The organism is Pediococcus parvulus (genome assembly GCF_964063155.1).
Taxonomy (GTDB): domain Bacteria; phylum Bacillota; class Bacilli; order Lactobacillales; family Lactobacillaceae; genus Pediococcus; species Pediococcus parvulus.
Genome location: NZ_OZ061292.1, coordinates 880,185 through 901,432, shown reverse-complemented (window position 1 = coordinate 901,432; position 21,248 = coordinate 880,185). Strand labels below are relative to the sequence as shown.

At 37.3% G+C, this 21,248-nt stretch carries 26 protein-coding genes and 1 other annotated feature; of the genes, 6 read left to right on the top strand and 20 right to left on the bottom strand.

Going from position 1 to position 21,248, the window contains the following annotated elements; translation table 11 throughout:
* Positions 1–4: 4 nt before the first annotated feature.
* Entirely contained in the window at positions 5–613 is a 609-nt protein-coding gene (locus AB3217_RS04360; RefSeq protein WP_068807994.1) for a metallophosphoesterase, read from the bottom strand.
* On the opposite strand from AB3217_RS04360, the gene AB3217_RS04355 reads away from it, so the two are divergent.
* From AB3217_RS04355 to AB3217_RS04345, 3 genes are all read left to right on the top strand, one after another.
* Complete coding sequence (locus AB3217_RS04355; RefSeq protein WP_353744030.1) at positions 578–655, top strand: DUF3709 domain-containing protein; 78 nt, start codon at positions 578–580, stop codon at positions 653–655. The genes AB3217_RS04360 and AB3217_RS04355 overlap by 36 nt on opposite strands.
* A 251-nt stretch (positions 656–906) precedes the next feature.
* Entirely contained in the window at positions 907–1,581 is a 675-nt protein-coding gene (locus AB3217_RS04350) for a helix-turn-helix domain-containing protein (RefSeq protein ID WP_100078201.1), read from the top strand.
* A complete protein-coding gene (locus tag AB3217_RS04345) occupies positions 1,578–2,471 on the top strand; it encodes an IS3 family transposase (protein ID WP_087128590.1) in 894 nt (297 codons plus the stop codon). Before AB3217_RS04350 ends, AB3217_RS04345 begins: the two co-directional genes overlap by 4 nt.
* Positions 2,472–2,538: 67 nt before the next feature.
* On the opposite strand, the gene AB3217_RS04340 is transcribed toward AB3217_RS04345, so the two are convergent.
* The 14 genes from AB3217_RS04340 to AB3217_RS04275 all read right to left on the bottom strand — a co-directional run bounded on the left by AB3217_RS04340 (position 2,539) and on the right by AB3217_RS04275 (position 14,138).
* Positions 2,539–3,915, bottom strand: coding sequence for an amino acid permease (locus tag AB3217_RS04340; RefSeq protein ID WP_057784795.1), 1,377 nt, complete (start codon positions 3,913–3,915; stop codon positions 2,539–2,541).
* Between the two features lie 77 nt (positions 3,916–3,992).
* Positions 3,993–5,003: a class I SAM-dependent methyltransferase gene (locus AB3217_RS04335; protein WP_057784794.1), complete on the bottom strand. Its 1,011-nt coding sequence runs from the start codon at positions 5,001–5,003 to the stop codon at positions 3,993–3,995.
* 60 nt (positions 5,004–5,063) lie between these two features.
* Positions 5,064–5,381, bottom strand: coding sequence for a hypothetical protein (locus AB3217_RS04330; protein ID WP_232310833.1), 318 nt, complete (start codon positions 5,379–5,381; stop codon positions 5,064–5,066).
* The gene (locus tag AB3217_RS04325) at positions 5,353–5,763 is read right to left on the bottom strand and encodes a ComGF family competence protein (protein ID WP_057784792.1); all 411 of its coding nucleotides are present in this window, start codon (positions 5,761–5,763) and stop codon (positions 5,353–5,355) included. Before AB3217_RS04325 ends, AB3217_RS04330 begins: the two co-directional genes overlap by 29 nt.
* Positions 5,756–6,049 carry a hypothetical protein gene (locus AB3217_RS04320; RefSeq protein WP_057784791.1) on the bottom strand — a complete coding sequence of 98 codons (294 nt, stop codon included), beginning with the start codon at positions 6,047–6,049 and terminating at the stop codon, positions 5,756–5,758. The genes AB3217_RS04325 and AB3217_RS04320 overlap by 8 nt, the downstream gene beginning before the upstream one ends.
* Complete coding sequence (comGD, locus tag AB3217_RS04315; RefSeq protein ID WP_057784790.1) at positions 6,033–6,470, bottom strand: competence type IV pilus minor pilin ComGD; 438 nt, start codon at positions 6,468–6,470, stop codon at positions 6,033–6,035. Before comGD ends, AB3217_RS04320 begins: the two co-directional genes overlap by 17 nt.
* Before the next feature lie 6 nt (positions 6,471–6,476).
* A complete protein-coding gene (gene comGC / locus AB3217_RS04310; protein ID WP_057784789.1) occupies positions 6,477–6,785 on the bottom strand; it encodes a competence type IV pilus major pilin ComGC in 309 nt (102 codons plus the stop codon).
* Entirely contained in the window at positions 6,782–7,834 is a 1,053-nt protein-coding gene (gene comGB / locus AB3217_RS04305) for a competence type IV pilus assembly protein ComGB (RefSeq protein ID WP_084254343.1), read from the bottom strand. Before comGB ends, comGC begins: the two co-directional genes overlap by 4 nt.
* Positions 7,770–8,759 (bottom strand): competence type IV pilus ATPase ComGA, encoded by a 990-nt coding sequence (gene comGA / locus AB3217_RS04300; RefSeq protein ID WP_057784787.1) that lies wholly within the window; start codon positions 8,757–8,759, stop codon positions 7,770–7,772. Before comGA ends, comGB begins: the two co-directional genes overlap by 65 nt.
* Positions 8,760–8,869: 110 nt before the next feature.
* Positions 8,870–9,601, bottom strand: a complete 732-nt coding sequence (locus tag AB3217_RS04295) for a YebC/PmpR family DNA-binding transcriptional regulator (protein WP_068807983.1) — start codon at positions 9,599–9,601, stop codon at positions 8,870–8,872.
* A 248-nt stretch (positions 9,602–9,849) separates the two neighbouring features.
* Complete coding sequence (locus AB3217_RS04290) at positions 9,850–11,145, bottom strand: O-acetylhomoserine aminocarboxypropyltransferase/cysteine synthase family protein (RefSeq protein WP_367365720.1); 1,296 nt, start codon at positions 11,143–11,145, stop codon at positions 9,850–9,852.
* A 15-nt stretch (positions 11,146–11,160) separates the two neighbouring features.
* Positions 11,161–12,345 carry a PLP-dependent aspartate aminotransferase family protein gene (locus AB3217_RS04285; protein ID WP_057784784.1) on the bottom strand — a complete coding sequence of 395 codons (1,185 nt, stop codon included), beginning with the start codon at positions 12,343–12,345 and terminating at the stop codon, positions 11,161–11,163.
* A gap of 52 nt (positions 12,346–12,397) precedes the next feature.
* Positions 12,398–12,650, bottom strand: a binding site (T-box leader).
* A gap of 80 nt (positions 12,651–12,730) precedes the next feature.
* A complete protein-coding gene (locus tag AB3217_RS04280; protein WP_367366117.1) occupies positions 12,731–13,213 on the bottom strand; it encodes an N-acetyltransferase family protein in 483 nt (160 codons plus the stop codon).
* Between the two features lie 112 nt (positions 13,214–13,325).
* Positions 13,326–14,138: a helix-turn-helix transcriptional regulator gene (locus AB3217_RS04275; RefSeq protein ID WP_068808011.1), complete on the bottom strand. Its 813-nt coding sequence runs from the start codon at positions 14,136–14,138 to the stop codon at positions 13,326–13,328.
* A 168-nt stretch (positions 14,139–14,306) separates the two neighbouring features.
* Between AB3217_RS04275 and gap the strand changes: the two genes are divergently transcribed.
* On the top strand, positions 14,307–15,335 hold the full coding sequence (gene gap / locus AB3217_RS04270; RefSeq protein ID WP_367365719.1) for a type I glyceraldehyde-3-phosphate dehydrogenase: 1,029 nt from the start codon (positions 14,307–14,309) through the stop codon (positions 15,333–15,335).
* 72 nt (positions 15,336–15,407) lie between these two features.
* Here gap and ccpA read toward each other — a convergent pair whose 3' ends face one another.
* Positions 15,408–16,424 carry a catabolite control protein A gene (gene ccpA / locus AB3217_RS04265; protein ID WP_367365718.1) on the bottom strand — a complete coding sequence of 339 codons (1,017 nt, stop codon included), beginning with the start codon at positions 16,422–16,424 and terminating at the stop codon, positions 15,408–15,410.
* Positions 16,425–16,621: 197 nt separating this feature from the next.
* On the opposite strand from ccpA, the gene AB3217_RS04260 reads away from it, so the two are divergent.
* Positions 16,622–17,719 carry a Xaa-Pro peptidase family protein gene (locus AB3217_RS04260; protein ID WP_057783680.1) on the top strand — a complete coding sequence of 366 codons (1,098 nt, stop codon included), beginning with the start codon at positions 16,622–16,624 and terminating at the stop codon, positions 17,717–17,719.
* Positions 17,720–17,775: 56 nt separating this feature from the next.
* On the opposite strand, the gene AB3217_RS04255 is transcribed toward AB3217_RS04260, so the two are convergent.
* A complete protein-coding gene (locus AB3217_RS04255; protein ID WP_057783681.1) occupies positions 17,776–18,174 on the bottom strand; it encodes a hypothetical protein in 399 nt (132 codons plus the stop codon).
* 12 nt (positions 18,175–18,186) lie between these two features.
* A complete protein-coding gene (locus AB3217_RS04250; RefSeq protein WP_057783683.1) occupies positions 18,187–18,600 on the bottom strand; it encodes a DUF948 domain-containing protein in 414 nt (137 codons plus the stop codon).
* Between the two features lie 137 nt (positions 18,601–18,737).
* On the opposite strand from AB3217_RS04250, the gene AB3217_RS04245 reads away from it, so the two are divergent.
* Positions 18,738–19,628, top strand: coding sequence for a mechanosensitive ion channel family protein (locus AB3217_RS04245; protein WP_057783684.1), 891 nt, complete (start codon positions 18,738–18,740; stop codon positions 19,626–19,628).
* Positions 19,629–19,699: 71 nt separating this feature from the next.
* Here AB3217_RS04245 and AB3217_RS04240 read toward each other — a convergent pair whose 3' ends face one another.
* Positions 19,700–20,299: an XTP/dITP diphosphatase gene (locus AB3217_RS04240; protein WP_068808020.1), complete on the bottom strand. Its 600-nt coding sequence runs from the start codon at positions 20,297–20,299 to the stop codon at positions 19,700–19,702.
* Positions 20,299–21,120, bottom strand: coding sequence for a glutamate racemase (racE, locus tag AB3217_RS04235; RefSeq protein WP_367365717.1), 822 nt, complete (start codon positions 21,118–21,120; stop codon positions 20,299–20,301). The genes AB3217_RS04240 and racE overlap by 1 nt, the downstream gene beginning before the upstream one ends.
* Between the last annotated feature and the right edge of the window lie 128 nt (positions 21,121–21,248).

The following is a 21,248-nucleotide window of genomic DNA, read 5'->3' as shown; positions in this document are numbered from 1 at the left end:
CTTTTTATCCTCGCTTTGCAAAATCTTCTCTTTTTCCTTTGATCATTTGTTCAATGTCAGCTTCTGAAAATGGTGCTCCAAACGGAATTTTATAGTTTAAATAATCTTTTTCCGGAGTGTCTATACCAACATTCAAATTTTCTTTAACATTCACGCTGTAGTGATGAATATGTCCATGTAAATTAATAATTTGCTTCACAATGCCCATCATCATTGGATAATGTGTCATATACAACTGACGATGATTCATTTTAATCACCACACCAACATCATGAAATTCAAATTTGGGCTTCCCATTTACTTCAAAATTACGTTTCTTTAAATACTTAAAAAAAGCGCGACTATCATGATTACCCTTAATTAAGATCAGATTACCATTTAAGGCTTTTAACACGTTGTAAACTGCCTCGTTTGATAAACTAGCTGGATGAGTAAAATATAAAGCAATATCCCCCAAGTGATAAACCGTATCCGTTGGTTTTACACGTGCATTCCAATTATCAATAATTGTTTGATTCATCACCTCAACTGATGGAAATGGTCGTGGTGCAAAAGCATTATTACCTAATAAATCTTTATGAAAAAAGTGTGTGTCTGCCGTGAAAAATTTCAACTTCATCCCTCATTCTTAATTCTCTCGATATCTAGTATATAACACCATAGCGCATTTTATACAGAATTCTTTCTTATTTTCATGACTACTTGGTTAAAGATCTGTAAATACTTTTATGTATTCACATATTGCCATCCTTGAAATTTGATAAACAACTCGTTTTATTTTTAGATATTAAAATTTGCAAATTAAAAAACTGCGGAATTTTTTCCACAGCTTCTTATGTAATAATCCCTTTATGGTTGTCAGATGAAATAATATAATTCATCTAATAACTATGGAGGGATATTTGTATGCCCAGAGCTAAGTATACAGAACTTGAAAAGTTAACCTTGCTTGAGCAATTCAGGCAATCAAAAATGTCTAGTGAGGCCTTTTCGAGAGAACATAATGTTAATGGTAATGTTTTTAGAACGTGGTTAAAACGTTATGAGCGTGATGGTTTTGAGGGATTAAAAGAAGCACGTCAGAATAAACATTATTCACAGAAATTAAAGTTAGAGGCAATTCACACGTATTCAAATGGTGACTATTCGCTTGCAGAAGTGGCTCTTAAATTTGGTTTACGTTCAACAAGTCAATTAGTAAACTGGATTTCCAGGTATAATGAGGACAAAACGGTGACGATGTCACCATCTAGAAAGTTGGTCCTCACTATGGGTAGAAAAACTACTGTTGAAGAACGAATTGCAGTTGTAGAGTATGTAACCAAAGATAAACATAGTTATAGCGAAGCTGCCACTCATTTTCAGGTTTCCTATCAACAAGCACGTTCTTGGGTGCTTAAGGCTCATGAAAGAGGCTATGAATTCCTCGTAGATAATCGTGGTCATCACAAAAAACAAGCAGCACTTACAGATTTGGATAAGGCTAATTTACGAATTCGTGAGTTAGAATCGCAATTAAAAGACAAAGAACTTTATGAGGCCTTCATAAAAAAATTTCAGGAACTACGGTACAAGGGGTGAAAAAACAGCATCAACTGGCTTACCAGGCAATTAAGGACGTCAGTAAAGGTCATCATGGAGCAATCACAAAGCTACTGGTAATTATCGGCGTCAGCCGACAAGCATACAACAAAGGACTCAAACGCCAAGAAACTGTTTGGGAATTACGGGATCAACGACTTAAAGAACGAGCACAATACTGGTTTGATTTTCATCATCAAGGAATTGGAGCTGGTAATTTATTGGAAAATTTACGCCAAGATGAACAAATTAACTTCCCAGTTACATTTAAGCAGGTCCGTCGAGTAATGCGTGAACTAGATATTCATTGTCAGATTCGCAAGAAAAAACATAACCGTGTAAAGCAATCGGAACAGTATATTCAGGACAACGTATTGAATCGAAAATTTAAAGTGACAGCGCCCAATCAAGTCTGGCTTTCTGACTCAACAGAGTTGTCATATGGTATTAACGGTGAATACAAGGTGCGCCTGAGCGGCGTTTTGGATCTTTATGGTCGGCGACTTTTGGCCTATAATCTCAGCATTACGGAAACAAGTGCCGCAGAAATTCAAGTTTTTCAACGGGCTTTTACTCAAGCAGGCGATGTGCATCCAATGGTGCATACAGACCGAGGCACGGCATATACCTCGAAATCGTTTAACCAATTTATGGATCAATTCCAGGTCAGACGTAGTATGTCACGGCCTGGCACGCCCTATGATAACGCACCAATGGAGCGTTGGTGGAATGAATTTAAGCTACGCTGGATGGATCGTCACCCAATGGCGAAAACCTATCCAGAACTTGTGAGCTTAGTTGAAGAAGGAATCATCTACTTTAATCACCACAACCGTTCAGCACAAAGAAATGGCCTCACCCCAGATGAATACTGGAATGAAGCCATTTAGATACATGTTAAAATTTATATTATTTCATTTGTCAACTTGACAGGGCCTAGTACATTACATAAAATAATTATTTTGTTCCAGAATTCTTTTTCATCTGCACTAGATAAATCAAATTCAAAACTACAAACCAGAGGACAGACCCAATTAAAGCAATCAACGTATCTAGTTTCAACACCAGTACAAAACCAACAAAAATAAGAAAAGCTAAAACTAGATAATCACTATATGGATACCAAGGCATCCGAAACTTTTCAGGTTTTTGACTTGTCTTGGATAACTGTTGACGATATTTTAAGTGGGTTAAGACAATCGATCCCCAGATAAACAAAAAACAGGTTGTCGCCACACTTGAAACAAAAGTAAAAACTTGGCCAGGCATAAAAATATTTAAAATTACTGCTAAAGCAATGACTAAAGCAGACATCAAAATTGCATTAGCTGGTACTTGTGTCCGCGATAATTTCCCCAATTTCTTTGCAAGTTTCGACTTACGGTTGTAACTAAGTGAAAACAACATTCTCCCTGTTGTGAAAAGAGCACTATTGCAAGCGGAGGCAGCTGCTGTGAGAACCACAAAATTAATAATTGCGGCTGCTCCTGTAATTCCGACATTTTGAAAGACTTGCACAAACGGGCTTGATGTTGGTGAAACATATTTCCATGGAAAAATTGCCATAAGAAAGAACAACGCACCAACATAAAACAATCCGATTCTCATTGGAATATCATTAATTGCCTCTGGAATAACATTATTAGGATCCTGAGTCTCTGCAGCAGTCATACCTACCATTTCGACACCAACGAAAGCAAAAACCACCATCTGGAAAGAAAGAACAAATCCCTTTAGCCCCTTTGGAAAAATTCCGCCAAAAGCCACTAAATTCGTTAATGAGGCATGCCCAACTGAGGTCTTATAATGAATTAATACAAGCACAATTCCTGTTATGATAAGGACTAAAATTGCTGTTATTTTGATTATTGAGAACCAGAATTCGGTTTCTCCAAAAAGCTCAACCGTAATTAAGTTCATAGCCAGTAAAACTAACAAAATCACAAATCCTGGTATCCACTGCGGTAAACTAGGAAACCAAAAATGCATATAAAGTCCTGCAGCTGTGATTTCAGCCATCGCAATGGTGACCCAGCATACCCAATAGGTCCAGCCCGTCACAAATCCAACCTGTTTACCCAAATATTTTGCCACAAAGTCAACAAACGAAGTGGAATGCAAATCAGATAGTAACAACTCTCCTAAGGCTCTCATCAACCAAAAACAGATCACTCCTGTGATTGCATAAGCAAGCAAAATTGATGGACCGGCCAGATGGATGGATTGCCCGGCTCCTAAAAACAGCCCGGTTCCAATTGTCCCCCCAATGGCAATTAATTGGACGTGCCTACTTTTTAAACCTCTCGATAAATTTTGATCTTCATTTTCACTCATATTTCCTCCATACATGCTTCAATGTAATAGAATTACACTCAATCATATAGTATTTTTGGAATTAAGTAAAATTTTGATTAGAAATTTTGTTGATGCCACTGTCTAATCTCAGCCAAGAACTTTTTCATTCTTGTTTGATCCTTAAAGGATGGAAAATCCCCAAGCATCACCTTTGAGGCCTGTTTTGCACCATTACCCTGATTTTGTAAAATTAAAATTGATTTTTGTAAATTACCATTGGTGAACATGTCTTTAGGCAAATTTAAAAAACCTTGTAAAAATATTTTGTTTTTAAAATAATTCAATAACTTGCCTGCCTGATCAGTTTGAAAAATATTACTAGGCACCAAAAACAGTCCAAAACCACCATCCACGACATGATTCATTGCTTGTTCAATCAATAAATGGTGCACAAAGGAATGACCGCTGTCACTATGGGTCTCATAGTCTTTAACACGATGATCAATGGGATAATAGCCGACCGGTAAATCGGACACAGCAAAATTGGCTGCATTAAAAACTAATTGATCTAATGCGTCCTGATGATAAAGATTAACTGCCACCTGTTGTAACTGCGTACTAATTCCAGCCAGTGCTAACATAGAGTCATCATTATCAATTCCAATCCCAGTAATTTGTTGGTCTTTATGATTATGATGAATATCATTCATTACTGTTGTGAGTAAATTAGCGGTACCGACCGCAGGATCAAGAATCTGAATGTCGTCTTCGCCATCCTGCAGTTCTTGCAAAAGATAGGCAAATAACATCCCGATTGTATCAGGTGTCATTTGATGATTTGCCTGAATATGATCTTTTTGAGCCGCTTTCAAAATGGCCAGCTGTAATGCTTGCCGAATGGACTCATTATCTAATTGGCTCAAATTCACTTCGGCATAGAAATGTTCCAAATTACGCTTAACCTCTTTTGTTGGCCGCCCATCTTCTACTTGAACCTGACCAGAAATTAGATTATTTCCCGTCTCGATTAAAGCATCTAAGTAGGAGGTATCCAGCTCAGCTACAAGTGTTTCCGTACTCTCATCAATTATTTTAAATAGTTGTTCTACTTCATTATTCGTAATCATTCACCTCGTCTAAACTTAAACTCCTCAAATATCTTAACACGAAATAAAGATATTGGGCATTTATAGCGGCTGATCACTTGCAGTGAACTTGTAACAATGTTGATTTTTTAAAGTTACAATAAATTTTTTATTCAAAACTTCCACATCGCCAATATCTGATTTTAGGCCTTTATACTTAGAATCATCTTTTCGTCGCAAAATTAAAATATTACAAAGAACACGAGCATCATTCATTTCAACTACTTTTGCCTGAGAAGCAATATTTGCTTGTTGATGTTGTTCAATTTGAAAAACAAGACCGCTCAAAATAGCCAAAAAAATGATGGCACTCAATAACACATAACCTGATTTATTCTTTTGGAATATAGACATCATCACTTTTTGCCTCTCCATCATCAAATTTAATTTGAAGTTTCAAGAATGGTTCTTGATAATCAAAATCCACAGAATTTACATGAGAAATCAACGGCATATAACCTGGTGAAAACCGCAATTGATCTTGATATTTTTCTAACTTATAAACTTTATTTTCTTCAAGACTAGTTAGGTTTACGTAAGAATGGCTGCTACTTTTCAACCGAAATTGATGTTTAGATGATTCCAATTCGTTCACCAGAATTTGCCAATCAGCTGAATTGTTTTGTTGTTTAATTGGAATATTGATTAATTTAGTGCTGAAAGAAATAAGGTGGAAAATGATTGTTAATATTAATAACGATATGAGTGTTTCCATCAATGTAAATCCAGATTTTTTATTCAATTTCTATTTTCCTTAAAACACCCTGATTTTGATCACTTAACGTTATCGAGCTTTTCGTAAATATAAACTTGCTATCTGGTAAAGAAACCGACTGTGATTTGTTTGCTTTCAAACGCCGACTTCCATCCAGCAGTTTGCGACTAATTGTAACTTGTTTATTTAATCGCATCTCCGTTTTTCGCTCATTTTGAACACAACTGTGGATTAATATTAACGAAATGCTTACCAGACCCAAAGCAACCAACGCCTCACTTAAAATAAAACCTTTTTTATTCTTTGCTAACATGATAGACTCCCCAACCTAATTGAATCCTCAAACGATACGTGCATTTATTTGCTTCAGATTGAAAGCCAATCGTCTGAGGCTTGACATACCCATTACTACCAATTTTTACCTCTTGATTAGTAAACAGACTTAAAGTTTTAGGTAATTCAATCTCACTATTCTCTTTTTCAAAAGCTTTAAGTGGCGTAAATTTTACTTTTCTTCGAGTTTTATCAAACGAAATATACGTGACCACCCCTTCGAAATTAGCAAATTGTTCATATTTTTTCCAATCATCATCAAATTTTGCCCAGAATTGTTTTTCTTGCTGTTGAGCCATCACTCTTTTTAAAGTAAAATGACCAATCGAAAGTAAAAGTGTCACAATCGTTAACACCACCAAAGTTTCAACCAAAGTAAACCCATTTTTTATTTTGCACATTCTTCACTACTTCACAGCTTTATTGTCTTTAATGGAAATGTGATTTTCTTCGGCCTGACTTACTTGTTTTTCAGTTAAATAACCGCCTTCTTCCAGTTCATCAAGTGAAGTTGGTAATTTTTGATGCTCATTTTCATACAAATCAATTTGAGTTTGCACAACCTCCACCATTGCATTTCCATGGATTGTTTTTGCATTGCTTCTCTGTTGTGCAATATTTGGTAACACAATTAATATTAAGAGAGAAATGATGAAAAGAACTACCGTCATTTCAATCAAAGTAAAACCAGATTTATTTTTTCGTAATTTTTTCATTTGTATACTCCCTCCATTGAGTGGTACATCGGTAATAACAAGCTTAAATACATAAACACAATCACAACCCCAATTAAAAGAAACATCATGGGCTGAATTAAACCAATCAATCTTTCAATTTGTTTGGTTAATTTTTGATACTTAATTTTCGAAAACATCACTAATTCTTTTCCTAAAGCCTCGGTCGTATTTCCCTTGTTGAGCATCACGTTTAACTCTTGTGGGATAAACGGATAGCGATTAATAAATAAACGAGTTTGCTCACCTTCTAAAAGCTGTTTCTCCAAAGCCTTGCCAATTTGATGCAGTAAAGATGTCTTCGAGAAATTCTCTAACATATTACAAATACTTTTTATACCCAACCCACTTTTTAATAACATTGCTAAATTGAGAGAAAGGTAATAATGACAATAACTTTGATAAACTTTTCCAACAATTGGGATCCGACAAATTACTTCCACCCTCTGCACAACTGGCTGTTGCCAAAACTTTTTGGCCATGAGGAAAACCAAGGTGATAATCCCCACCATAATTAATAGAATGATCACAGTAGAATTTTTAATAACATGTACCCGTGTCGCCGTATTCCACATGTTTAGTTCAGGAAAAATGTAAATCTTCATGCCCACCATCAACATCCCTAAAAACAGCAATAGTAGAATCGGATATTCTAACAGCTGCAACAACTTAGATTGATGATCATGTTTTGTGTCTAAATAAGATCCTAACGTTTTCAAACTCTCAGCCAATTCACCATGTTTTTCAGCAATCAAAATTTGATAGTAAATATCCTCTTTTAAAAATGGCTTTATTGCATCCGAAAATGCCCCTCCCTTTTCAAGTAACTGAACCATTTTTGATATTTGTCGCTTTTTGGTTGGAATTACAATCTTGATAAAATTTAAGGATTCTCGCAAACTAAATCCAACCGCCAATAAATCTGACAATAGGGTAAAAAATCTAGCTTGAACTTTAGTGGAAAACTTATCCTTCTTGATATTCAACCAAGGTTTCTTCAGAAATTCGACTTTTTTGATACTCTCTTGCAAGACAATTCCCCCAATTTGCCGTCATTTTATTTTCAGGTATTTCCCGAAAAGCTGTCTGGAGCTGCTTTCCCTGCATAATATCAAACAGTGCTGCGACTTCATCATCTTTTGTAGGGATTAAACGTTGATAAGCAACGCCACACAAGGCTTGTTGAAGCATCTCTGGATCAACGTCAAACTGTTTTAATCGCCTAATGACCCCAAATACATTTTGCGCATGGACCGTACTTAAAACTAAATGACCACTTAAAGCCGCTTTAACGGCAACATTAGCAGTATGATTATCCCGAATTTCACCAATAATGAAAATATCCGGACGATGTCTTAACCCTACTTTTAATAATTGCTCATAGTTCATCTTGGCTCTTGTATTAACCTGCAACTGTAAAAAGTCCTTCTCAAAAATTTCTACCGGATCTTCAATGGTCATCACCACTTTTTCTTTGGCCAAATATCTGGCAAGTTGGTAAATGGAAGTCGTCTTACCCGATCCCATTGGACCCGAAAACAATAAAAGTCCCCTTTTATTAGTCAGTTCAATCAATTCATGCCACTGTGGCGGATCTAAGTGTTGAATATGCGCCTCTGAAATTGGATAAATGAACCGAATAACTAATGATTCACGGTTGAGAAAATCACCCACCGTTGACAATCTTAGATGAACCACTTTGCCGTCTTCTTGATGCCAATAATAAGCGCCTGTCTGTGGTCGTCGTTTTTCACTGAGGGCCATATCTGCTTGAAACTTAAAAAATGCGATTAATTGTTCACCCACTTGTTGCGGCACTTCTTGTATTAAATGACACCGATTTAATTTTTTATACATCACCTGATAGTCATCTAATTTAGGCAAAAGATACAAGTCAGTCGCCCGATTTTTGACACAGGTTGACATAAATTTTTCTACATAATCTTCTAATTTCATTTTCCTACCTCCCCCACAAAGATAAGATACGTAAAAAAACGAAATATATTTATTTAAACACAAAAAAAATCAAGTTCTTAACGAACTTGATTTAATACTTGTCTATTTAATTACTCTTCTGGCATTTCTGCAGCTTCATAAACTTCAGAAACATCATCATTATCTTCCAATTCATCAATCAAACCTTGATATTGGCTAATTTTATCTTCTGGTACTGGCGTTTCATTTTCAGGAATCATGGTTAACTCAGCTGTTGCCAACTTATAACCAGCTTTTTCCAATGCATCACGAACTTCGGCCAATGCCTTAGGATCTGTATAGATTTCAAAAGCATCATCAGAAGTCTGAATGTCATCGGCACCAGCATCCAAAGCATCCATCATCATAGTATCTTCGTCAGTGTCATCGTCTTCCCGAGAAATGACAATATAACCCTTCCGATCAAACATGTATGATACTGAACCGCTTGCACCTAATGCACCGCCATGATGCGTAAATGCTGAACGAATAGCAGCTGCAGTTCGGTTCTTATTATCAGTTAATGCTTCGACGATAATTGCAGTACCACCGGGGCCATATCCCTCATAATTGATTTCTTCGTATGCTGCACCACCAACACCAGAACCTTTATCGACAGCACGTTTAATGTTGTCCTTAGGCATGTTTGCGGCACGTGCCTTATCCATCATCAGACGTAACTGAGGGTTACCAGAAGGGTCAGGACCCCCAGCTTTGACTGCCATATAAATTTCACGTGAAATTCTTTGGAAGATCTTTCCACGTTTAGCATCCTGAGCGTTTTTACGACCCTGAATATTGTGCCATTTAGAATGTCCTGACATTTCCAAACTCCTCTTTTCTATATAATGAATTTTTATTGTTAGTAAAACCTTATCTAGTATAGTAAATAACGGTGTTTTTGGCAAGTGTTTCAAATTGACTCATTAAAGAGACTATCTATATTTTAAATACCGCTGTTTCAAACCCCTTTAAACATCAGTCATTTTCATGCACACGCTATCATTTCTATCTAAAAACACTGTAAAAGCAAAAAAGAATTCGCAGTTGGAATTCTTTCATTCTGTTTCTATTAAAAGGCAACTTTAATTGCCTGTTTCAAATCACCAATCAAATCATCAACGTCTTCAAGGCCAATTGATAACCGTAAAACTTGGTCATTTAGACCCTGAGATTCACGAATTTCCGCTGGCACCTCTCGATGCGTTGTCCGCGTAGGATTCACAATTAATGATCGTGAATCACCAATGTTTGGTAAATAACTAAAAACACGCACATTATCAATTAAAGTTGCGACATTTTTTGAATTTCCTTTTAATTCAAACGATAAGATGCCACCAACACCCTTGGGAAAATATTTTTTGACTAACGGATTTCCTTTTTCAATACCTGAATAAAAAACTTTTTTGACATGTTCGTTTTCCGTTAAGAACTGAGCAATTTTTGTGGCACTTGCCACTTCCCGATCTAAACGTTCTGAGATCGTTTCAAGGCCCAATAAGATTAAGTAGGCATCAACCGGTTCTAATACTGCTCCAAGCAATCGCAAATATTTCATCCGAATTCGACAAATAAAGGCTTGTTTGCCAAATTTGCTGACAAAACTTTCCTGCGTATGCAAGTCTTCATCCCCTAATGTGAATTCCGTTTCACTAAATTGAGGGAACTTGGGACTATCCCAATCGAACGTACCATGATCCACCACTAAACCCGAAATCACATTTCCGTGACCATTGATTCCTTTGGTAGATGAGTATACTGTGATGTCAGCGCCATGTTCAAAGGGTCTCAACAGATAGGGGGTTGGAAAAGTATTATCCACAATCAACGGAATTTTTGCCGCGTGTGCAATCTCGGCTAATTTTTCTAAATCAGCAATCTCCGTACTGGGGTTAGCTACACTTTCAACATAGATTGCTTTAGTATCTTTCTCAATTAAACTTTGAACGGCTTGAAAATCATTGATATCATCCACAAAATCAAAATTGATCCCAAATTTTGGGAAAAATGTGCAAAATTCATCAAGACTAGAACCATATATATTACGTGGCGCAATAATGCGACCCCCATTTTCGGCCACGTTTAAAATGGTATATGAAATAGCTGCCATTCCTGAACCAACAGCCACAGCATCTATCCCACCATCTAACGCTGCAATACGTTCTTCAAACACGCGAACAGTTGGATTGCCATCCCGCGAATAATCATACCGACCAGCGAGTTTACCAGTTACAATTTTATCAGCCATAGCTGTATTTTCGAGGCCAAACGCCGCTGTTTGATAAATTGGCACTGACGATGCAAAACGATGGTCTTTAGGATCATATCCAGCGTGAATCCTAAGTGTATCAAATTTATTTTCTGTCATTATTTCATCCTCCTACTATGCGTTTCTTTCATTACTTTGATTTAATCCACTGGGCTTAACAGCCACCTCGATGGCTTGTTGTAAATCTGCGATTAAATCTTGACTGTCTTCGATGCCGACCGCGAGTCTAATGAGCTGGGGACTGATTCCCGCCTTCAATCGTTCTGCTGGTGGTAACTCCGCGTGACTCATTTCGTACGGTAATTCTGCCAAACTTTCAACTGCTCCTAAACTAACTGCTAATCGGATTAACCGAAGATGGTTGACAAACGCAATTGCATCCACGTTTTCACCAAGCTCGAAGGACAAAACACCACCAAATCCATTTAATTCATCCGAAGCAATTAAATAATCTTTTGTACCTTTAATACCGGGATAATAAATTTTTGTCACTTCTGGACGTTTTTCAAGAAAATTAATAATCTCAAACGCATTTTGTTGTTGTCGATCCATTCGGACTGATAATGTTTGAATGCCTCGTCGAATGAGATTGGCACTTTCTGGCGAAAGAACGCCGCCAAGCGCATTTTGGATAAAGTAAATTTGCTTGCCTAACGTTTCACTATTTGTCACTACAAGACCAGCAATCACATCTGAATGTCCACCTAAATATTTGGTTGCGGAATGCACAACAATATCAGCACCTAAAGTTAACGGTTTTTGTAAATAAGGTGTTAAAAAGGTGTTGTCAACGATCGTCAATAAGTGATGCTGTTTTGCAATTTTTGCCACCGATTTTACACTAGATACATGCAAAAGTGGATTGGTAATCGGCTCAAAGTATATGGCTTTTGTATTAGTTTGAATGGCGGGTTCAATCGTTTCTAATTTGGTGGTGTCCACAACTGAAAAACTAATTCCGCGCTCTTTAAAATACTGATTTAAAATTCGATACGTACCACCATAAATTTGATTGCCAACTAAAATGTGATCTCCCGGTTTAAAAATGGCCAAAGCAGCATGAATCGCAGCCATCCCAGATGCAAATGCAAAACCATTCTTTCCTTCCTCTAACCGTGTCATCTGTTTCTCCAAGTATTCACGAGTCGGATTACCGGAACGTTCATAATCCCAACGTACCTTACTAGTCGCACTTGGATAAGCATAGGTCGACGAATTATAAATTGGGATATTAACAGCCCCTGTCTGATTATCTTGAATTGTTTCACCGTGAACCAAATTTGTATTAAAGCCTGTCATTTTAAAATTCCTCCAATCAAAAAAGCACACATCCATCCTCATCTATTTCTAGATTAAGGACGGAAATGTGCTTTTTCCCGCGGTACCACCTTTATTTGAGCATTTCTCACGAACTACTCCTCATCAGGTACAATCGAAATTATACCCTAACTCAATAACGGGAGTTCCCGCGCTAGCCTTACAATCTTGCTCGACCAACGAATTTGAAATTAGACCATCTTCCATCGGCTTCTGCCATCGTTTTCCACCACACAACGACTCTCTAAACACATCAACTGATTTACTCATCTATTCGTTTTTATAATATTAAGTATTATCCTAACGCTATCTTTTCAAAAGTCAATCTTTTTTTAACCTTTTCTCATTAAATTCTTATTTAAGCAATTTAAATGCTTTTTATATACTGAGTATCACAGGCTAGATGTTCATCCCCGGCTAACGGTTTAGCCAGCTTTGTAAATCCCGCATGTTGATATAAAATATTTGCCACTGCCAATTTTGTATCTGTAACTACATACATTTTTTGGTAGCTTTCCTGCGCAAACGTAATTGATTTTTGTAAAAGGATTTTGGCGAGCCCATGCCCACGAGCCTCTGGTTTTAAATATAGTTTTTGCAATTCACAAACTCCTGGCTGACCGGGTACCGGACCCACACCACAGCCTCCGACAACTTCTTTATTGGTATCATCAATGACTACCCAATAGATGCCATGAGGTAGTTTTTCATAGTATTCGGCCAGTGAATCTAGTTGCGGATCAAAATAGGCGGTTCCAGGTATATTAAGTTGCACATCACGTAAACAATCTTGAATAATTTTTTTTATTGCTTGATTATCACTTGGTTGAATTTTACGAATCTTTAGCATCTTGGTCACTTCAATCTAAATAGAATTAAAAATAAGCATAACCCAATATTTTTGCTTGTCAATATGTGAACAAGGTTCATTCAAACTTAATTATTGTAACAATCTAATAAAACTAGCCATTTTGGCACAACTGTCTCAGTTTTTCTTCGGTGACTTGATCCGCTGCACTCTGAATAACCAGAAAATGAGTTTTTGTAGACGAAATTAAAGTTGTTTCGGTAAGGTATAACTCGCCCACTCGCGGCTTTTTAAGTAACAGACGTAACGTTTGCATGTCTAGTACATCGAGCTGCTCCCAAGGTTGAGAGAATCCAGGTTCATCCCTAATCATTTCGTAGATTTTATACAAATATGATGAATTGGGATTTTCACTATAGAGTTGTCGAAATTGAGCAACTCTTTTAGCTGCATATTCATTCCAATCACTAAACAAATCTCGCAAAACAGGATTCTTAAATGTCTGCCAAAGAAGATTTCGTTGAATTTTTGACTTGCTATCCAGCTTTCCATATAGTTCCACAAATGCACGATTCGTTTTTTGAATGATAAAGTTGCGATCCATAATAAATGCTGGATACGGATTTTGAAAATTTAATAACCTTACAAAATCACCGCTAATATCCGGGATATGGTTCAATTCGGGAGGTAACTTTTTTTCAACCAAATTAAATACATAGTTAATTTCAGCGTCATTTAATCGCAAAACTTCACACAATGCCTCTAAAACTTCAACTGATGGATTTACGCCCGTTCTTCCTTGTTCAATTCTTACGTACCAATCCGTACTTAAATTTGCTCTTTCGGCCACCTCTTCGCGAGTAAGTCCACTTGCCCGTCGATGCGTATCTTGAACAATTCCATAATCTTTCAAATTAGCTGTACTTCGTTTATATCGAAAAAAATGTCCCAAAGGTTTTTCATTCATTTGTATCTTTTCCTTTCACTTACTAAGTACCAACCGTTATACGCAATTTTAAAAAATCTGCCAAACTGGGATCATCAATCCTAGGATAATTGAGCTCTTCCTCTGTTTTAAATATCCCGTTATGATAAAAATGTTCAAAATATTATAACATTCTTAGGAGGTCATTTTATGACAGTTAAAATTGGAATCAATGGATTTGGCAGAATTGGAAGATTAGCTTTCAGAAGGATTCTAGAACTACAAGATGATAGTACCATAGAAGTCGTCGCAATCAATGATTTAACGAGCCCTCAAATGTTAGCTCATTTGCTCAAATACGACTCTACACATGGCACCTTGCAGGCCGAAGTCAATGCCACACAGGACGCGCTGATTGTGGACGGCAAGTCCTATCATGTCTATTCACAAACTGATGCGGCCAAAATTCCTTGGGTGAAAAATGATGATGTGGATTTTGTTTTAGAGTGCACAGGGTTTTATACAAGTTTAAAAAAAGCTCAAGCGCATTTACGCGCAGGAGTTAAACGGGTTTTAATTTCTGCGCCTGCTGGTACAGACATAAAAACAATTGTTTATCGTACAAATGACAACATTTTAAACTCTAATGATCAAATTATTTCTGCTGGTTCTTGTACCACCAACTGTTTAGCACCCATGGCCGATGCGCTAGATAAAGAATTTGGCGTAGTCGCTGGCACGATGACAACGGTCCATGCCTATACCTCAACTCAAATGTTGTTAGATGGTCCTGTTCGCGGTGGCAATCTACGAGCAGCACGGGCAGCCGCCAAAAACACAATTCCACATTCTTCGGGAGCTGCTATGGCAATCGGATTAGTTTTGCCCCATCTTAATGGCAGACTTCAAGGACACGCCCAACGAGTTCCAGTGACCGATGGTTCGTTAACCGAACTTGTGACTATCCTTAAAATCTCTCACTTAACAGTTGATGAAATTAATGAACGCATCAAGCCCTATACAAAAAATAATGAGACCTTTGGTTGGAATAAAGATCAAATTGTATCCAGTGATGTAATTAACACAACATTTGGTTCAATATTTGATCCCACTCAAACCGAAGTTGTTTCTGCAGGCAATTCACAGCTGGTCAAAACCGTTGCTTGGTATGACAATGAATATGGATTTACCTGCCAAATGGTTCGCACTTTGTTAAAACTTGCACAGTTTGACAACTAATTTTTTCAAAACAGTTAAAATAGGCTAATCAAATGTACATACCATTGATTAGCCTATTTTGTTTAGAAATGTTCAAAATTCAAAATTATTTTTTGTCGTTTCGCGACTATCCAAGCCATAAGGTAACGTAATGGTTGGTTCTTCAATTTCTTCTTTGTTCATCAACTTTGTCAATAACCGCATTGAAACTGCACCAATATCATAAAGCGGTTGAGTAATAGAAGTTAATTGTGGACGAACTAACTGCGCAACTTGAGTATCGTTACTTGTGATCAACGCAAATTGATCTGGCACTTTAACCCCCTGGTCAGTTAAACCATTTAAAACCCCTGCTGCCAAACGGTCATCACCAGCAAAAGCAGCTGTAATATCTGTGTCCTTAAGTTGGCTAGCTAATTTAATTCCTGATTCATAACTATAGTCAGTTTCAAAAATTAATTTCTCATCAAACTTAATGCCAGCTTCTTTCAAAGCTTGCTTGTATCCTGCCAAACGATATTTTCCATTAATTGGTTCACTTAACGAACCACTGATAAACGCGACTTTTTTGTTACCTTCTTTAATCAATTTTGATATTGCTTCAGCAGTTGATTCGATGTAATCAATACTTACAGAAGGTACACTTTCTTCATCATCAACAGATCCTGCAAAAACAATCGGTGTTCTTGAATGAGAAAATTCTTCCCGAAGTTTGTCAGTAACCCGATTACCCATGAAAATAATGCCATCTACTTGTTTAGCAAGCAATGTATTTAGTACTGCCATTTCCTTTTGATCATTTTCATCGGAGTTTTCCATGATAATATTATATTTATACATAGAAGCCACATCATCAATTCCACGTGCTAAAGAAGCAAAATAGGCATTCGTTACATCGGGGATGATAACACCAATTGTGGTTGATTTTTTGCTTGCTAGTCCTCGAGCAACGGCATTTGGTCGATAATCCAATTTGTCAATCACATCATTAACCCGCTGTCTTGTAGCAGGCTTTACATTTTGGTTGCCATTCACTACTCGCGATACAGTCGCCATTGAAACTCCTGCTTCACGCGCAACATCATAAATCGTTACAGTTTGTTTTTCCATTTTTAACTCAGGTCTCCTTTTATGCGTTACTATACGTTTTCATAAATTTTCACTGCATTGTTAACGGTATCAAAAAACGCTTAACTGTGCAAGTGTGGAAAACGCTTTCATGAAAAATATACCTCTTTTTTAGTTATATTTCAAGACTAAACCGATATGATATAATGTTCACAACTAAAAAGAAAGAAGACGATTACATGACACAGTTGGATAAAGTCCGTAAATGGGTCAGCAAGAATGAAGTTGACGTAGCTTATATTAGTGACCCCAAATCAATCGAATACCTTACTGGTTTTGCCAGTGACCCAGTCGAACGAATTCTTGGATTATTTGTTTTTGCAAACAAAGATCCCTTTTTATTTGCTCCCGCACTAGAAGTTGAAGCAATTCACGATACAGGATGGGAGTTTCCAGTTTATGGCTATTTAGACCATGAACAGCCGTTTGAGATGATTGCCACTCAAATTAAGAAACGTGTCAACCACCCTGTTCAGTGGGCAATTGAAAAAAACAATTTAACCATCGATCATTATAACGCCATTAAAAATCAGTTTTTATTTGCTAATTTCGAAAAAGACTTAACTCCTTTTATTCAAAAATTACGGTTAATTAAGACGGCCGATGAAATTGAAAAACTTGATGCCGCTGGTCGCGAAGCAGACCTGGCTTTCAAAATTGGCTTTGAAGCCGTCCAAGCCGGACGAACCGAAGCTGAAATTGCCGCAGAATTAGAATACGTGCTTAAGAAAAAAGGCGTCATGCAAATGAGTTTTGATACCCTCATCCAGGCTGGCGCTCATGCAGCCGAACCTCACGGTGCAACAGGCATGAATAAAATTAAAAATAACGAACTTGTTCTATTTGATTTAGGTACCATTCACCAAGGCTACATCAGCGACTCCTCAAGAACAGTTGCTGTCGGTCAACCAAGTGATAAGGCTTTGGATATTTATAAAGTTTGTTTAGATGCTCAGTTAACTGCTCAATCTCAGGCTAAACCTGGTATGATTGCAGAAGATTTAGATAAGATTGCCCGTGACATCATCACAAAAGCCGGCTATGGAGATTACTTTATTCATCGCCTTGGTCATGGAATGGGAATGGGTGAACACGAATTTCCTTCAATCATGGAGGGCAATAAGATGTCTCTTGAAGAAGGAATGTGTTTTTCAATTGAACCCGGTATTTATATTCCCGGTGTTGCTGGTGTTCGTATTGAGGATTGTGTACACATTACCAAAAATGGTTGTGAACCATTTACCCATACTTCAAAAGAACTCACTTATGTTGGCTAATTGTAAAAAAATAAGGTCTCCTGCAATTTGCAGGAGGCCTTTTTGATTATCCGAAGTTAGTCAACTTTTGGTTTTTCATCATGTGTATGTGGCATAAAAACTTCAGTTGGTTCATCGTAACTATCTGTGCCATCAACAAAGACGTCATTTTCTTCATCTAATTCATCTTTTAATTCATCAGTAGATGCTTGAAAACTGTCCTGAGCAGCACCTAAAAACTCGTCTTTTCCTTCAAGAACCTTATTTTTCAGTTCAACCGCTGAATCAAAAACACGGTCTTTCAACTCGTCTTCCCAATCAGCACCCTCTAAATCATTTTGTTCTCTAAATCGATTGACTTTATTTTGTGCTGCTTGAATTAATTCTTCTTTGGTTGTGCCTGTTAATTTTAATGTGCCATACACAGCGGCCGCGCCACCAATTAACGCGCCTAATAAAAATTTACCTTTTGCCATTATAAAATCCTCCTAGTCTTTCGTTTGTTTATTTTTATGTTCACGATACATATGAACTGCACCCTTACCAGCCTTCAACGCAGTCGAAACAGTTCCTGCTTTTTTACCTGGACTTGTAAGTTTGGTAGTCAAATTACGGGTTGCTTCATTTAAGTCTGAAGTACTCTGGCCTAAATCAGCCATCGCTTGAAATACTGGATCAATAGTGGCTACTTTGCCATTTACATCTTCCAATAAATCGTTGGCGTTTGCCATAATATCTTCAGCTTCTTTAGAAAGTAAATCAACATCCTTAGTTACTACGGCAAGACTTCGATTAATTTCCACCAAAGTTTTTGATCCTCGTACCAATACAAGCCCGATAAATAGTACTAAAATCAGTAAAGCTACTGCTGCAATGATTGCTGCGATTCCGCCACCTGTCATAATTTATCCTCCTGTTAACTTAATTGTCTTAAGCATATCATTAGAGATTAAGCACTGCAATTAAAAAAGAAGTAAAATATTTTTTATGAAACTGATTACAAAGAAAACCTAGTCTGTTAAAATCAATATACAAGGAGATGAGCATCATTCACTTTCTAATTGGCGTTACTAATTCGCCCAGTTCCCTAATTAAGGCTTTTCAAAACTACTTTACGGCGTTTAATTGGCAAAAACTTGCCGAATCGTTAATCAACCACATTCTTGAAATTATCCTAATTTCTATTTTCTTTTGGCTGGTCAACTTTATTGGTAAACGGCTGTTGACCAACGGTTTGCATAAGTATCACCATTTAAACGACGCCATTCCAAGTCGAGCTGTAACCTTACTGGCATTGGTAGTTAACATTTTCCATTATGTCGTTTTATTCTTTTATCTCTACGCCCTACTTTCAATTATTGGTGTTCCGGTAGGTACACTAGTTGCTGGAGCAGGAATCATCAGTATCGCTGTTGGTCTTGGTGCACAAGGATTGGTAAGTGACATTGTGAACGGCCTATTCATTCTTCTTGATGGCCAATTAGATGTTGGTGATCAAGTTACCATTCAAAATATCAATGGAAAAGTAACTGAAATAGGTTTGCGGTCCACTCAAGTCCTTTCTGACGATGGGACAACAAACTACATCCCCAACCGGTCCATCACGGCCATTGCCAACCATTCTCGCAATGATCAAGTGGTTTCCATTTTTTTGGCCTTTGAAAGTTTGACCGATTTAGCCTCTGCCAAAGATCTTGTCACAAAAACAACTTCTGAATTGGCCAACAAACTAAATGAAGTCACCACTGATCCTACTGTAACTAGTCCGATCCAAGATGTAAATGGCAACATCGGTTTACGCGTTAAAATGTATGTCGAAAACGGCACTGTTGATCAAATTCAAAGAACTTTTCTCCAAAATTATCTAACAATCTTGACTGAGAACAAACTAAGGATTATTAATAACCAACTATTACAAACTAAAAAATAATAAAGTTTGTAACTGAATAAGAGCCCGAGAAAACGAACTTTTCCCCGACTCTTATTTATTTTGCTCCTCGTTTACCACCATTCATCAAAAACTTTGAGGAGTTTTTGACTAGCTCGTCCCCGATGGCTAATTTCGTTTTTCTCTTCTGAGGTCATTTCGGCCAAAGATTTTTGTTTTTCTGGTACCAAAAATAACGGATCATATCCAAATCCATTATTGCCACGCGGAACAGCCAAGATTTGGCCTCTAAGTTCCCCATTAACCACTAACTTACTTTCATCAGGTTTCATCAACACTAATGTCGTATGAAAAGTTGCCGTCCTTTTTTCTAACGGAATCCCAGCTAACTCACTTAACAATTTAGCATTATTTGCCGCGTCGTCGTGATCGCCCGCATAACGTGCGGAAAAGATTCCTGGACGGCCATTCAAAGCGTCCACTTCTAATCCAGAATCATCTGCCAAAACTGGTATATTGGTCTGTTTAGAAACTGCAGAAGCCTTTAAAGTCGCATTTTCTTCAAAAGTCATCCCAGTTTCCGCAATTTTTCCGAGTTGTGGATAGTCCTTTAACGAAGTGACCTTAATATGTTTTGGAGCAAATAATTTTTGAAACTCACACAGTTTCCCAGCATTATTAGTTGCAATAATAATTTGTTCTTTCTGAGCCATTACTTGTCCTCCAAACTTAACCGGTCAATTTCTGTTTTATCAGCTTTAACATTAATCTCCAACCACTGACTAGCAATCTGATTGAAACTTTTTGGCGATGCCGTTGTATAGTAGTGATCTTCAATCTGATCACCTGCTGAATCTTTTGCGATATCAAAATAATCCAATAATGCAGATACGGTGCCAATTGTTTCAGCACCCGAATCAATCAGTCGAACCTGAGGACCCATCACATCTTGGATAATAGGCCTCAGTAGTGGATAGTGTGTACATCCCAAAACAAGGGTATCCACATCCTTATTGTCGAAATACTGTAAAGTTTCTGCCACAACTTTTTTGGCAATTGATGAATCATATTCGTTACTTTCAACTAAAGGTACAAATTTAGGACAAGCTAAACTGAAAACTTCAACCGAATTATCCTTAGATAAAATTGATCGTTCATATGCCCCACTTTTAATCGTGCCTTCTGTCCCAATGACACCAATACGACGATTGCGCGATACTTTTAAGGCGGCCCGACTTCCCGGTGAAATTACTCCAATAACTGGAATGGGAAACTTTTCTTTCAAGTCTTCTAGAGCCGCTGAAGTTGCCGTATTACAAGCAATAACTAACATTTTGATATTCTTTTTCATCAAAAATGCAGCCATTTGCTCAGAAAAATGCCGTACTTCATGGCTTGAACGCGGGCCATATGGGAGCCTAGCCTGATCCCCAATAAAGTAGACAGATTCAAGAGGCAACTGTCGAAGTGCTTCACGCACAACAGTCAAACCACCCACACCAGAATCCATAAATCCGATTGCACGATTATCCATTTCTTTTCATCCTCTTCACGTAATCTGAAACTATATTATCTCTTTTTAAAAACTGAAAAGCAAGTTTCCTCATCTAAAAAAGCAAAGCAACTAGATTAGTTGCCTTGCTTTTCTAATAGTCTCCTGCC